General features: G+C 34.4%; 12 protein-coding genes. 5 read left to right on the forward strand and 7 right to left on the reverse strand.

Features of this window, described 5'->3' with window-relative positions:
• Positions 1 to 74: 74 nt before the first annotated feature.
• Positions 75 to 1,082, reverse strand: coding sequence for a PTS sugar transporter subunit IIC (locus tag BJG89_RS01770; RefSeq protein WP_096808254.1), 1,008 nt, complete (start codon positions 1,080 to 1,082; stop codon positions 75 to 77).
• A gap of 177 nt (positions 1,083 to 1,259) precedes the next feature.
• Between BJG89_RS01770 and BJG89_RS01775 the strand changes: the two genes are divergently transcribed.
• Positions 1,260 to 1,820, forward strand: coding sequence for a DUF488 domain-containing protein (locus BJG89_RS01775; RefSeq protein ID WP_096808255.1), 561 nt, complete (start codon positions 1,260 to 1,262; stop codon positions 1,818 to 1,820).
• Between the two features lie 265 nt (positions 1,821 to 2,085).
• Here BJG89_RS01775 and BJG89_RS01780 read toward each other — a convergent pair whose 3' ends face one another.
• Together BJG89_RS01780 and BJG89_RS01785 are read right to left on the reverse strand one after the other, a co-directional pair.
• Positions 2,086 to 2,976, reverse strand: coding sequence for a fructose bisphosphate aldolase (locus BJG89_RS01780; RefSeq protein WP_096808256.1), 891 nt, complete (start codon positions 2,974 to 2,976; stop codon positions 2,086 to 2,088).
• 136 nt (positions 2,977 to 3,112) lie between these two features.
• The gene (locus tag BJG89_RS01785; RefSeq protein ID WP_096808257.1) at positions 3,113 to 3,829 is read right to left on the reverse strand and encodes a class I SAM-dependent methyltransferase; all 717 of its coding nucleotides are present in this window, start codon (positions 3,827 to 3,829) and stop codon (positions 3,113 to 3,115) included.
• 975 nt (positions 3,830 to 4,804) lie between these two features.
• Between BJG89_RS01785 and BJG89_RS01790 the strand changes: the two genes are divergently transcribed.
• Positions 4,805 to 6,427: a BCCT family transporter gene (locus BJG89_RS01790; RefSeq protein WP_096808258.1), complete on the forward strand. Its 1,623-nt coding sequence runs from the start codon at positions 4,805 to 4,807 to the stop codon at positions 6,425 to 6,427.
• Between the two features lie 273 nt (positions 6,428 to 6,700).
• Here the strand turns inward: BJG89_RS01790 and cudC are convergent, their stop codons facing one another.
• Complete coding sequence (cudC, locus tag BJG89_RS01795; RefSeq protein WP_096808259.1) at positions 6,701 to 7,252, reverse strand: choline uptake/conversion transcriptional regulator CudC; 552 nt, start codon at positions 7,250 to 7,252, stop codon at positions 6,701 to 6,703.
• A 205-nt stretch (positions 7,253 to 7,457) separates the two neighbouring features.
• Between cudC and betB the strand changes: the two genes are divergently transcribed.
• A complete protein-coding gene (gene betB, locus BJG89_RS01800) occupies positions 7,458 to 8,951 on the forward strand; it encodes a betaine-aldehyde dehydrogenase (protein ID WP_096808260.1) in 1,494 nt (497 codons plus the stop codon).
• Between the two features lie 55 nt (positions 8,952 to 9,006).
• A complete protein-coding gene (gene betA, locus BJG89_RS01805) occupies positions 9,007 to 10,689 on the forward strand; it encodes a choline dehydrogenase (protein WP_096808261.1) in 1,683 nt (560 codons plus the stop codon).
• 84 nt (positions 10,690 to 10,773) lie between these two features.
• Here the strand turns inward: betA and BJG89_RS01810 are convergent, their stop codons facing one another.
• From BJG89_RS01810 to BJG89_RS01820, 3 genes are read right to left on the reverse strand one after another with little or no spacing between them, the layout of a single operon-like run.
• Positions 10,774 to 11,736 carry a metal ABC transporter solute-binding protein, Zn/Mn family gene (locus BJG89_RS01810; RefSeq protein ID WP_096808262.1) on the reverse strand — a complete coding sequence of 321 codons (963 nt, stop codon included), beginning with the start codon at positions 11,734 to 11,736 and terminating at the stop codon, positions 10,774 to 10,776.
• 6 nt (positions 11,737 to 11,742) lie between these two features.
• Complete coding sequence (locus tag BJG89_RS01815; protein ID WP_096808263.1) at positions 11,743 to 12,600, reverse strand: metal ABC transporter permease; 858 nt, start codon at positions 12,598 to 12,600, stop codon at positions 11,743 to 11,745.
• Positions 12,578 to 13,333 (reverse strand): metal ABC transporter ATP-binding protein, encoded by a 756-nt coding sequence (locus BJG89_RS01820; protein WP_096808264.1) that lies wholly within the window; start codon positions 13,331 to 13,333, stop codon positions 12,578 to 12,580. The genes BJG89_RS01815 and BJG89_RS01820 overlap by 23 nt, the downstream gene beginning before the upstream one ends.
• Positions 13,334 to 13,531: 198 nt before the next feature.
• On the opposite strand from BJG89_RS01820, the gene BJG89_RS01825 reads away from it, so the two are divergent.
• On the forward strand, positions 13,532 to 14,725 hold the full coding sequence (locus BJG89_RS01825; RefSeq protein ID WP_096808265.1) for an FtsW/RodA/SpoVE family cell cycle protein: 1,194 nt from the start codon (positions 13,532 to 13,534) through the stop codon (positions 14,723 to 14,725).
• The last annotated feature ends 53 nt before the right edge of the window (positions 14,726 to 14,778 follow it).

Below are 14,778 nucleotides of genomic sequence, written 5' to 3' on the forward strand. Positions count from 1 at the left end.
CATTTAATAATCAACTGCTAATAGCAAATCAAAGCCTGAGACATGTTATATGCCCCAGGCTTTGATTTTTATTGTTAGTTTGCAATGTGAATAAGTTGATCTCCTGCTTTAATCCATTGCTTTTTCAAACAGAATTTATAGAGGAGAAAACTGATGATTGCGGGCAATATGATATGAAAGACGAATATTAATACCCAAGTACGTAATGAACCACCCATTGTGTTGATAGTCATAATTTGACCGATTAATCCACTTGTACCCATACCAGCGCCTGCAGCATTATTTGTCATTGGGAATAACGTCGTCATAATAGGTGCAACAAGGGCACTTGTGACAGTAGGTGGTAGTAGAATCATTGGGTGTTTAATGATGTTAGGAACTTGTAACATACTCGTACCAATACCCACTGAAAGCGTGCCGCCCCATCCGTTATCTTTAAATCCGGTGACTGCAAAACCGACCATTTGTGCAGCACATCCTATGGTCGCAGCACCTGCAGCTAAACCGCTTAAATCTAGCATTAGCGCTAACGCAGCACTAGAAATTGGTGCGGTTAAAGCTAAACCAAAAATCACTGAAACCAAGATGCCCATAATTAAAGGTTGTTGCTCTGTTGAAACGATAATAATATTTCCTAATCCAGTCATAAATTGGTTCAACGCAGGACCGAATGCTTTTGCAATAAAACCACCAATTAATAAAGTTAAAAGAGGAGATAAAATAATATCGATTTTTGTTTTTCCAGCGTATAATTTGCTCAGCTCTACCACGACGACTGTGGCAATATAAGCGCCTACAGGGCCTCCTTCAAATGTTGTATAACCCAATGTCCCTACAATGACACAAGAAAATACAATCAGCGGTTTTGCGCCTAAACCGTAAGCAATCGCCACACCTATAGCAGCCCCAGTGACAGACATTGCTACTTTACCTATTTCAGATAAAAATGACAAATCTAATTGTAGTAACAGTGTTTGTCCCCCTAGTGTTTCTAGGATTAATCCAATAATTAAAGAACCAAATAAACCTAAAGCCATATAGCTTAAAGCTTCAATAATCCATCTGTGTAAATAAGTTTTCATATATTAAACCCCTTAAAAATGTGTTGATATGTTGTAAATTAATATTATTATATAGTTTGTTTGTTCTTGTGGCTAGACGGTTTCAATATTTATAGTGAATTTATATAAGTAAATTTATGAAAATTTCAAATAAATGGATATATTGAAGGGTAGATTTAAATAAAAGGAGTGGGAACGATGTATGACATTTACACTATAGGTCATTCTAATTATAGTCAAAATCAATTTATCACAATGCTTAATGCATATAACATAGAAGAAGTTATAGATATAAGAGCATTTAGGACGAGTAAACGACATACACAATATAATGAGAAGATGTTAAAACAATGGTTAGGTGAGGCAAAAGTAGAATATTGTGTAATGCCTAACCTTGGGGGCAGAAGAACATCTTCAGATACTATAGGGAGAAAAATTAATGAAGCATGGAAAAATGAATCTTTTCATAATTATGCAGACTATAGTTTGACAGAGACATTTCAAGAAGGCATAAAAGCATTACAGCAATTAGCAAGTCATCGACGGGTAGCGATTATGTGTGCTGAGTCACATCCAGCACGCTGTCATAGGTTAATTATTAGTAATTGGCTTGGCGCGCATAATTGGAAAGTATATCATATTATGTTGCATCATCAACAAAATGTATATGACGAACAGCATGAGTTAGGAAAATGGGGCGCAATGCCGATTATTGAAACAGATGGCCAAGTAGTTTACCCAATGTTAAACGAAAAATGATAGCACGTAAAAATGAATCACGTTTATAATATATGGGCGACATTTGCGTCATAAAAGTGCACGTGCTAAAAGTATAACAATTGTTTTGACATATACACGTCTAAAGCAGCAACATTTTAAATAGAAAAATCCCCCTTCAACATGAACTTTGATGTTCGAGGGGGATTTCATAATTAATGACTATGCTTTTATATTAAATACGTCTATTTCACCCCAGATGATTTCCCGGGAAATATAAACATATTAGCGTGTTAATATATTTATATTAAACTTTGTTTACTGATGCATCGTAGATTGATTCGATTGTTTCGCCTAAGATTCTATCGAATTCTTCATCTGATTGATTAACATTTAAGTCATTGATTAACGCACGAGAGAAACTGGCAATTAAGCCTTTGTTTTGTTTCAATACTTCATTAGCATGTTCTCTACTATAGCCCCCTGATAATGCAACTACACGAACCACATTAGGGTGCTCAATCAATTCTTGGTATTGGTTTGCTTTAGTTGGGATTGTTAATTTCAACATAACTAATTGATCATCATTTAATTTATTTAATTCAGCTAAAATAGCACTTGTTAAATATGATTCGATTTCAGCTTTATTTTCGGCGTTAATATTTACTTCTGGTTCAATGATTGGAACTAATCCAGCTGAAATAATTTGTTTTGCAACTTCAAATTGTTGTTGAACAACTTGATCAATACCAGCTTTATTAAATTCTAAAATATTCGAACGCATTTTTGTGCCAAAGATTTTATGGTCGTTTGCACGACTTAGTAAATCGTCTAAATCTGGCATTGGTTTCATTAATTGTACACCGTCTTTTTCTTCAGCTAAGCCTTTATCTACTTTTAATAAAGGAACAATGCCTTTATCAGCTAAATAATCACCAGTATGTTTACCTTCTACTTCGCGATCCATCGTTTGTTCGAAAAGAATTGCACCTACAATTTTATCCGAGCTGAATGCAGGTGAAGAAACGATGCGAGTACGCATGTCATGAACGAGTTTAAACATTTCATCTTCGCTGTTATATTGGTCTTCAGTAACGCCATAGTCACTTAACGCTTTAGGCGTACTGCCACCACTTTGGTCTAATGCAGCGATGAATCCTTTACCGTTTTTCATCTTTTCTAATTGTTCTTTATTCATTCTTACCACTCCTTTAGCTATTATACATATATAGTATGATAAAAATTAAGGTACAACGCAAGTTCTAGGCTTTGAGTGACTTAAAATATTAAAAAATCTATATCATTAGCAATATTTTGGCACTTAAGATATTCAATTATTTCGTAATTGCTATTAAAAATATGGGGGTCGGATTATAAAAATCATCTTCTGATTTATAAATACGTTTGTAGATATCTGTATCTAGATGAATAGATTGCGTATGGATTTGTTGAAGTATGTCTAAATCATATTGTGGTCTTTCATAGTGATTGATCGAAATACTCTGCTTTATATCTTCGCTTTCTTGTAACATCTCATCACCTAGTGTATTGTGTGCATGATCGCTTGGCAGATCACTATAATCTACAAATGAGTCTTTGCCATAGTTTCCGTCAATATTGATTAGTTTGCCTTTCGGTTTTAAAACACGTAGCCATTCTTGGTAGGCGGCTTTCGTGTCAGGTAGTAACCAAGTGACATTTCTAGCTATAACTAAATCAAAATGTGCATCATCAAATTTTAAGTTTTCAGCATCCATGACTTGAAAATGAATTTGCTGATCAAAAAGTGAGGCGTTTTGTTTTGCTGATTGAATCATATCAGGGGAGAGATCAATGCCAGTTACTTGTGCGCCTTGTTGACGGCATAAAATAGCTAAAAAGCCTGCACCTGTTCCAATATCTAAAATTTTCATGCCAGACTTGATTTTAATAATTTGATTGATTTCATCTAGCCATCTTTGAGCATGTTCACTTTTTAATTCTGCTTGTTTATCGTCACTAAAAGAAGTAGCACGTTTATCCCAATAATTTATTATTTTATTTTTATCCATGATTAATACCTCATTTGTTAGAAATATAGTACATATCGATTATAAAATAATTTAACTAAAATGTAAGGGGGGATGTAGCAAATTTTATTATCACTTAAGTCATTATACACGAGACCACCCGTACTGATTAGAAGTTTTGTCACTAGTCATAGACATATAAAACAGCGCAATGATACTTAAAATAAAGAGTACGATACCTCAAATACCAAAAATAAGTTGTATAATATTGAAAAAACCTCATTACTAAACGTAATATACAATTGTACTTTCGATATTATGTACAAGATTGCAAATACAGTTGGAAAAGCCATTGTTGTTCCAATATCATGCATACCTCTCGTAGTTAACGCAAAATCTGGGATAAATAATGATAACGGTGAAGAAAGTTTCAATTACGTCACTGATTTTCGTAGATACCTTAAGCATATAGTTTACGCCTAAAGTTAATATGAGAGTGATGAGTATATTGACTAAAAAGGGAAACCAAAATTATTTTCTTCTAGCACGTCCGTTAAAATCAAACGCATTTTTCCAATATCATTTATAGTAATGCTACACGTTATCCACTCCTCAACGCGCAATGATTAATTCACACAATATGATTGTAATAAAATAAGAGAATTATGTAACTGGAAAAACATTCCCGGAAACTTGAAAAATAAGAGTTTTTCAAAAAATATAAAATTAATATTAATACAAAAATAAAGTATAAAAATACATAAAATAAATTTGTTTCTTTCGTTAAATTCGTTAAATTTAAACTTAACACCGTGATTGTAGCAAATACCAAAGCTACGCTAATAATAATTATTATATAAATATTCATCTTTTGGCTCTCGTGTTTTTGAATGTAATTTGCATTATTATTTAAAGTTCGTTAGGCTCATGTTTGTGAATTAATATATCGTTTCGCTAACGATAAAAAAATAAGTTAGCGATTTTTTTCATAATATTTACTATAAGGGGTGTCAAATTTTGAAAAATAATAGAGTTATGGATTGGACGACCTTTATAGGGTCATCCGTAATTTTACTTATTGCAGTAATTCCAATGATGGTTTTTCCTAAAGCCAGTCAAGACATTATCACAACAATGAATGATGCGGTTTCAAGTACGATAGGCTCGGTGTATCTCATCATAGGTTTAGCTACTTTAATATTTGTATTATACATAGCATTTGGTAAATACGGTAATGTTACGTTAGGTAAAGCAACGGATAAGCCTGAATTTAATAATTTTAGTTGGGCGGCGATGTTATTTTGCGCTGGTATTGCTTCTGATATTTTGTATTGGGGTATTATAGAATGGGCTTTCTATTACCAGGATCCGCCTCATGGTGCTGAAGGGATGACTGATACAGCTTTAAACTATGCTACAATGTATGGCATGTTTCATTGGGGCCCCATAGCTTGGGCAACATTTGTGTTACCAGCATTATGTATTGGTTATCTTATATTTGTGAAGAAAAAACCAATCTATAAAATAAGTCAGACGCTACGACCAATTTTAAAAAGTCAGACAGATGGTTTTATTGGTCAAGTCGTTGATATCATATTCATCTTTGGTTTGTTAGGCGGCGCTGCGACTTCTTTAGCGCTGGGTGTCCCAATGATCGCAGCAGGTATTGAGCGATTGACAGGTATAGATGGGGATAACATGATAATGCGTGGTGCCATTCTGTTAATGATCACAGCGATATTTGCTTATAGTTCTTATTCAGGATTGAAAAAAGGAATTAAAGTTCTAAGTGATTGGAATGTGATATTGTCATTTGTTTTACTTGGTTTTGTATTTATAGTCGGTCCTACTGTCTTTATAATGGAAACCTCGATTACAGGCTTAGGCAATATGGTGAAAAACTTTTTCCAAATGGCGACATGGATTGAACCATTTGGCGGAGTCGGCGGACGTGAAGAAACGAAGTTCCCACAACAATGGACAATATTCTATTGGTCATGGTGGATCGTGTACGCGCCGTTTATTGGGTTATTTATTGCCCGTATTTCTAAAGGCCGTACGCTTAAAGAACTGGTGTTAGGTACATTGATATATGGCACGTTAGGCTGTGCGTTGTTCTTTGGTATTTTTGGGAACTATGCTGTTTATTTACAAATCAGCGGTGCATTTGACGTTATTCAATATTTAAATTCACATAGTACAGAAGCAACAATTATTGAAGTGTTACATCAATTGCCGTTTCCAAATGTAATTATTACGTTATTTTTAATTTCTGCAATTTTGTTCCTGGCAACTACATTTGATTCGGGGTCATATATATTGGCATCAGCTTCACAGAAAAAAGTAATTGGAGAACCATTAAAAGCAAATCGTTTATATTGGGCATTTGCTTTATGTTTATTACCGTTCGCTTTAATGTTAGTAGGTGGGGAACGTGCCTTAGAAGTGCTGAAGACAGCCTCCTTATTGGCGAGTGTACCTGTGCTTGTGGTCTTTATTATGATGATGATTGCCTTCTTAAGGACGTTATCCGAAGATCGGTTGAAGTTAGAAAACAGAGCTGAAAAATATAAAGAAGTTGAAAGACGTTCGTTGAGGATTACTCAAGTTAGAGAGAAAAAAGAAGACGATAATTTATAAACGTAAAATAAAAATATTGAAGATGCATGCTCCTTTCAAAATGGACACTTAAAAGTGAAAATATTGAAGGGAGTATTTTTTATGCTTTATAAATATAAAACAGGCCGGGACATAAAATGCCTCGGCCTTTATTAGCAGATAAACAGTAGTTGTAATCCGCTGCATAGTCCTGGGAGTGCTTATATAAGCATATAAGCATGTATATTTTTGATAGAAAAAGACAACGCAACCACTTGTGAAAAATGTAAATGCTATACCGCTCCGGAAACTTAATTATTCTTTTCTTTCTGGCATTGGAAAATATTTGAAAATTTCTCCGGATTCTAACGCATCACTTAATTGCTCTAGCCATTCATAATAAGGCAAAGTATCAAGTAATTGTTGTTTAACTTCTTTTGCTTCAGCTATTGTAGCTTCATCTGCTTTATCATTATCAATAATTTTATCAAGAATTGCTACTGCATCGTGCACGCCTTCTGAATTGATAACAATTTCTCTACGCCACTTGCGTGAAAAGAAATTTCTGAAAAAATTAAAGAAATCTTTTTCAGCGATAAAGTGTTGTTTTCTGCTACCGCGTGTAAACTGTTGTTTGACGATATCGTATTCTTGAAGTCGTTTAACACCAGCACTCATACTTGGTTTACTCATTTGTAACTGTTCTCTCATTTCATCAAGTGTCATGCTATCTTCAAAGAGCATTGTCCCAAATAAGTTCCCTACACTTCTGTTTATGCCATAAAGGTCCATTGTTTCGCCAATAGCGTTAATAACAATATCTTTCGCTTCTTCTAGTTGGTAATCAGGATTATTCGAATGTACCAATTGTCCACCTCCGTCCAAATACTTGTTGAGTTCAATAATTAAATAAATAGGGATTGATTATAGTGTACATAGCATTTAAAGAAGATGCATGTATAAACCCCTATCATTTTTAAACTCGTTTGACACTTTTTCAATTACTATGATAACATAAAGTTCATAAAATTCGTTAAATAAAAATTTAACAAACTTAACGGAGGTAATTTTAATGGAACTTGTAAATCATTTGTCCCGTCGTCAATATATAGATGGAGAATGGGTAGACAGCTCAAGTAAAGAAACGAGAAAAATCATAAACCCATATAACCAAGAAGTTATTTTTGAAGTAGCAGAAGGCACTGCAGAAGATAGTGAACGTGCTATTTTAGCTGCAAGACGCGCTTTTGAAGAGGGTACATGGTCTCAAGAAACAAGCGAAAATAGAGGTAAAAAAGTAAATGCTATTGCTGGATTAATTGAAACACATCGTGAAGAGCTAGCAAGACTTGAGACATTAGACACAGGTAAAACACTAGAAGAATCTTATGCAGATATGGACGACATCGCAAATGTATTTAACTATTTTGCAGGATTAGCAGACAAAGATGGCGGAGAAATCATTGATTCTCCGATTCCAAATACTGAGAGTAAAGTTATCAAAGAACCAGTAGGCGTTGTAACTCAAATTACACCTTGGAACTATCCTTTACTACAGGCATCTTGGAAAATTGCTCCAGCACTTGCAACTGGTTGTTCCCTAGTAATGAAGCCAAGTGAAATTACGCCGTTAACGACAATTCGTGTATTTGAATTAATGGAAGAAGTCGGTTTTCCTAAAGGCGTAATTAACTTAGTTTTAGGTAAAGGCTCTGAAGTTGGAGAGCCATTATCTTCACATAAAGATGTAGACTTAGTATCATTCACAGGTGGTATTAAAACAGGTAAACATATAATGAAACAAGCTGCAGATCATGTGACCAATGTGGCACTAGAATTAGGTGGAAAAAATCCAAATGTTATTTTTGAAGATGCTGATTTTGAACTTGCAGTTGATCAAGCTTTAAATGGTGGATTTTTCCATGCAGGACAAGTGTGTTCGGCAGGTGCGAGAATTATAGTTCATAACGATATCAAAAATCAATTTGAATCGGCGTTAATTGAAAGAATTAAAAATATTAAATTAGGAGACGGTTTTAACCCTGAAACAGAAATGGGGCCCGTTATCTCTGCTGAACACAGAGAAAAAATAGAAAAATATCTGGAAGTTGCTAAATCAGAAAACGCTACAATTGCTATCGGTGGTAAACGACCAGAGCGCGAAGATTTAAAAGCTGGTTTTTTCTTTGAACCAACTGTAATTACTGATTGTGATACATCAATGCGTATCGTCCAAGAAGAGGTGTTTGGTCCTGTTGTAACAATCGAAGGCTTTGACACAGAAGCAGAAGCGATTGAACTCGCGAATGATTCTATTTATGGCTTAGCTGGTGGCGTATTCACTCAAGATATTAGTAAAGCTGAACGTGTTGTGAATCAATTGAAGATGGGAACTGTGTGGATCAATGATTTCCATCCATACTTTGCACAAGCGCCATGGGGCGGTTATAAGCAATCCGGTATCGGTAGAGAATTAGGTAAAGAAGGACTAGCTGAATATCAAGTCGAGAAACATATTCTTCGTAATACAAATCCAGAACCAGTCAATTGGTTTGGTAAAGCATAATAAAAGACGATTATAAATTAAAATAATATTTAAGCATTAGGAGGCTATATTAAAGATGAAAAAATCATACGATTATATCATTATTGGTGGCGGCAGTGCCGGTTCCGTATTAGGAGGCAGATTAAGTGAAGATGCATCTAATAGTGTGTTAGTACTTGAAGCGGGTCGTAGTGACTATCCTTGGGATTTGTTAATACAAATGCCAGCCGCGTTGATGTACCCAGCAGGCAATAAACTTTATGATTGGATTTACGAAACGAATGAAGAACCACATATGGATGGTAGAAAAGTAGGACACGCACGTGGTAAAGTACTGGGTGGATCAAGTTCTATTAACGGTATGATTTATCAAAGAGGTAATCCAATGGACTATGAAAAATGGGCTAAACCAGAAGGCATGGAAAGTTGGGATTATGCACATTGTTTACCATACTTCAAACGTTTAGAAACTACATTTGGTGCGACTAAAGATGATCCGTACCGCGGTCACCATGGTCCAATTAAATTGAGACGCGGACCTGCTTCCAACCCATTATTCCAAGCATTCTTTAACGCTGGCGTAGAAGCTGGGTATAATAAAACGCCAGACGTAAATGGTTTCCGTCAAGAAGGTTTCGGACCGTTTGACAGCCAAGTACATAACGGACGCCGCGTGTCTGCATCTAGAGCATATTTACATCCTGCAATGAAACGTAAAAATTTAGAAGTACAAACACGTGCATTCGTTACGAAATTAAATTTTGATGGGAACAAAGTAACAGGCGTTACATTTAAGAAAAATGGAAAAGAGCATACAGTAAACGCTAAAGAAGTGATCTTATCAGGTGGTGCAATTAACTCACCTCAATTATTACAATTGTCTGGTATTGGTGACTCAGAACACTTGCGTTCAGTTGGCGTAGAACCACGTTTGCATTTACCAGGTGTAGGTGAAAATTTTGAAGACCATTTAGAAGTTTATGTGCAACATGCATGTAAAGAACCAGTTTCTATGCAACCAAGTTTAAATAAATTAAAAATGCCGTTGATTGGATTGCAATGGATTCTGGGACGTAAAGGTGCAGCTGCATCAAACCACTTTGAAGGTGGCGGTTTCGTTCGTTCAAACGACGAAGTAGATTATCCAAACTTAATGTTCCACTTCTTACCAATTGCAGTAAGATACGATGGTACGAAAGCACCAACTGCTCATGGTTATCAAGTGCATGTCGGACCTATGTACTCTAACTCTCGTGGGCATCTCAAGATTAAATCTAAAGATCCATTTGAAAAACCAGACTTTGTGTTTAACTACTTATCAACTGAAGAAGATAAGCGTGAATGGGTAGAAGCAATAAGAGTAGCTAGAAACATCTTATCGCAAAAAGCATTAGATCCTTTTAATGGTGGAGAAATTTCACCAGGACCAGAAGTACAAACAGATGAGGAAATTATAGAATGGGTTAAACGTGATGGAGAAACTGCATTACATCCATCATGTAGTTGTAGAATGGGGCCTAAATCTGATGAAATGTCAGTCGTAGACCCAGAAACATTTAAAGTTCATGGCATGGAAAACTTACGTGTTGTAGATGCTTCAGTGATGCCACGAACAACTAATGGTAATATTCATTCACCTGTCTTAATGATGGCTGAAAAAGCAGCAGATATCATTAGAGGTAAACAACCATTAGAACCAGAATATCTTGATTTCTATCGTCATGGTGTACACGATAAAGATGCAGGCACAATAAAATAATTAACACGTTAAGATAAAGGTGTAAAACAACGTAAGCCCTCATTAATTTATTATAAATTAATGAGGGCTTAAGATATATACTAATTATTTATTTTTTGAATTTAGGCCATCGGATATCACTTCTAAATTATAGCGTAAATAACTTAAATAAGTATCTGCATCTTCGCCTTTTTTGCCAATTTCATCAGAGTAGATTGGCTTAGGATAGATTTTAACATTACTCTCTGTAGAAACAGTTTCCATAGGCCGTTTATCTACATTAGATTCAATAAATAGTACAGGAGGTTTGTTTCTGTGAATAAATTGAACTAAATTCTTAATTTGTTCTGGAGAACCATTTTCTTCTGTATCTATGGCCCAAATATAACCTTCTTTTAAATTATAGCGTGAGGTTAAATATTGGAACGCCTGCTCACTCGTCACGAATACCTTATTATCCTTGGGGATGCTGTTTAATTTTTTATCGTAATCACGTTCAATCTCATGTAGCGATTTTAAATAACGTGCCTCATTTTTTTTGAAATATGCTTCATGCTCAGGATTTTTTTGTATTAAAGAGGAAGTAATAGCCTTTACCATTTTTTCTCCAACATAAGGATCGATGAAAGCGTGTGGGTTAACTTCTTTATTATCCTCATCTCCAATATACATAGGTTTTACATCTTTGGATACGGCCACAGCGTTACGTTTTTGATAGTCTGTTGTATCTAAAACCTTAGCTAACCAACCTTTGTCCCCGCCTTCTAAATTTAGCCCGTTATACAAAATTAAATCTGAGCGTGCAATATCTTTCATGTCGTCTGGTTTTGGCTCATAATCGTGCGGATCAGTACCTATAGGCACAAGATTTGTGACTTTTACATGTTTGCCACCAATTGACTTAGTCATATCCTCAATCATAGAAAAACTAGTAATGACTTCAATTTGATCTTTGTCGGTTTGTGTAGGGGGATGATTAGACTTTAATGTAATATCATCTTCTCTACTACAACCTACGAAAATAACAGATAATATTAAAGTGAGTATGAGTAGAACTAATTTTTTCATTCGTTTTCACCTCGCAATCGATCGTTTACTTTTAATGGATTTCCATAAGAGACCTGATTTAGGTGCTAAAAAGAATGTCACTATAAAAATCGTTGTAATAACTAATACAATGACCACGCCAGAAGGTAAATTGTAAGAAAAGCTTAAGAATAAGCCGATAACTGCAGAAATTGCCCCAATAAATGCAGAAACAAATATCATCGTGGATAATCTATTGGATAATAGATAAGCTGTTGCTGCAGGCGTGATTAGTAGAGAAACTACCAAGATAACACCGACTGTTTGTAATGAAGCTACTGTTACTAATGTTAATAAAATCATAATTATATAATGTATAAATTTTACAGGCAAACCTGAAGCGGCAGCCATAGTAGAGTCAAAAGTAGATAATAAAAGCTCTTTATAGAAGACAATGACAATAATGAGTACAATAGCTGCAACAATCATTGTTAAAGTTCTATCTTCGCCTTTAACGGTTAAGACGTTACCAAAAAGAATTTCCGTTAAGTCAATAGAAGATTGCGCCTTGGTAACGAGTAATACACCTAACGCTAAAAAGAATGAAAATACAATGCCGATTGCAGAGTCATTTTTAATATTACTATTTTGATTTACAAATCCGATACCAAGTGCAGCTAAAATACCGAATAATGCAGCGCCATAAAAGAAATTGACGCCTAACATATAAGAAATGGCTACACCTGGTAATACTGCGTGAGAAATAGCATCTCCCATAAGTGCTAACCCTCTGAGTACGATAAAGCAACCGATGACGCCACAGACGATACCGATAATAATAGAAGTAATGAGTGCACGTTGTAGGAAACTAAATTCCATAACATCACTCACGAATTGCTGAATCATTGTCTGCACCTCCTTGTTCTGATGACACTAATATTTCCGAACCAAATGCACGTTTAATATGCTCTCCAGTAAATACATCGGAAGTAGCACCATAAGCAATTAACGATTTATTAAGCAGAATTAACCCATCAAAATATTTATTCACTTTAGATAAATCATGATGAACGATTAATATTGTTCTGCCTTGTCTGGCCATTTCTTTTAATAATTTAATGATAATATTTTCGCTTGTAATATCGATACCTACGAAAGGTTCATCCAAAAAGACCAAGTCAGCGTCTTGGATAATTGTTCTTGCAATTAAAATACGTTGAAATTGTCCACCTGATAAATCACTGATTTGTCTATTGCGGTAATCATACATATTAACCTTTTTTAAAGCTTCTTCAGCTTTTTGTTTTGCGTGTTTACCCGGTCTTTGTAAAGGGTTAAGTGTGGGGAAAATACCTAAAATAACACAATCAATGACTTTCATAGGGAAAGTCGTATCAATATTACTTTTTTGCTCAACGTAAGATAAATTTTTACGTTGTGTTTTGATTGGTTTATCATTATATAATGTATAACCAGAATGAGGTAATAAATCTAACATAGCTTTGATTAACGTTGATTTACCTGCACCATTGGGTCCTATAATGCCATAAATATTACCTGGTGGGACTTCTAAACTAATATCTTTTAAAGCTTCAATTGTATTATTATAAGTTACTGTAATATTTTTTGTTTCTAACATTTTGTTCCCTCCAACTATTCTAATGTAACAAAATAATATTATTAGGTAAACCTAAAAATATTATTTACAAAACCTTTTTAAATGTTTAAAGCATGCTTTGTTGTTTTTTTGAATTATAAAATAATTATATATAAACCATTGTCAAAAGAGTTATTATTTGATTAACTGGACTTTAAAGATTTTTAAGGGGAGATTGAATTGAAGCACTTGCTTAAACAACTAAATGAAAGTAAAAAAGGCGTAGATATAAGTTTAATCATAAGCTTTATTATTTTGGGGGTTATAGGTGTTATTATGGTATACAGTGCCAGCATGGTGCCAGCAGCTAAAGGGGCGTTAACTGGTGGCCAAGCGATTCCAAGCGATTACTTTATGAAAAAACAATTTACTTTTTTAGTTTTAGGTATTTTAATCATTGTTGTTTCATTATTTATTAATATCAATATATTAAAGCACACTAAAGTACAAATGTTGATTGTATTTGGCACGTTGGTGCTGTTATGTTTAACTGTGTTAATTGGTAAAGAAGTTAATGGATCAAAAAATTGGATAAACTTAGGCTTTTTTAGTGTTCAATCTTCAGAATTTTTAAAGTTAACTTCTATTTTTTATCTTTCTTATATCATTAATCAACGTTTAACGAGTCGACAGCATCATAAATTAAGTTACCTCTTTGCGCCTTTATTTTTACTGGGTATTGGCTTAGTATTAGTTTTACTTCAAGGCGACTTGGGAGGTACTGTATTAACGGTAGGTATTATTGCTTGTATACTTATCTATTCAGGTATAACAAATAAAGTTAAGTTGCAAGTTATGGGGTTTACTTTAATCCCTATGGTTTTTTATTTGATTTATACTTTAATGATAGATTCAGAAAATACATACAGATTAAAACGGATTAACGTTATGATAAACCCTTTTAAGTATGAGAGTGACGATGGTTACCAGTTGACAAGTGCCCTTATGTCTATTGGTAATGGGGGATTTAGTGGTAATGGGCTAGGTAATGGTGTGGCTAAGTTAGGGTATTTGCCTGAACCGCATACAGACTTTATTTTCACAGTAATTGCTGAAGAACTTGGTTTAATAGGCGTATTATTTATTTTAATTATTTACGGTTTTATTTTATTTAAAGGTCTTATATATGCGAATAAAACACGTAATCATTTTTATAAATTAATATGTGTAGGGATTGTGAGCTACTTATTTATCCAAGTGTTTGTTAATTTAGCAGGTATATCAGGCTTAATTCCGTTAACAGGGGTAACGCTGCCATTGTTAAGTTATGGTGGATCCTCGATGCTGAGTGTCAGTATTGCATTTGGTACATTGCTTGCTGTGACGAAAAAGATAAATGAAGAAAATAAAATGAATTCTGATAAAGGTTATTAAATAATCAAAATTTATGAATGTTGTAATATATAATAACGCCGATCGCAAAGAAT

Origin of the sequence: Staphylococcus nepalensis (assembly GCF_002442935.1) — a bacterium.
Taxonomy (GTDB): Bacteria; Bacillota; Bacilli; order Staphylococcales; family Staphylococcaceae; genus Staphylococcus; species Staphylococcus nepalensis.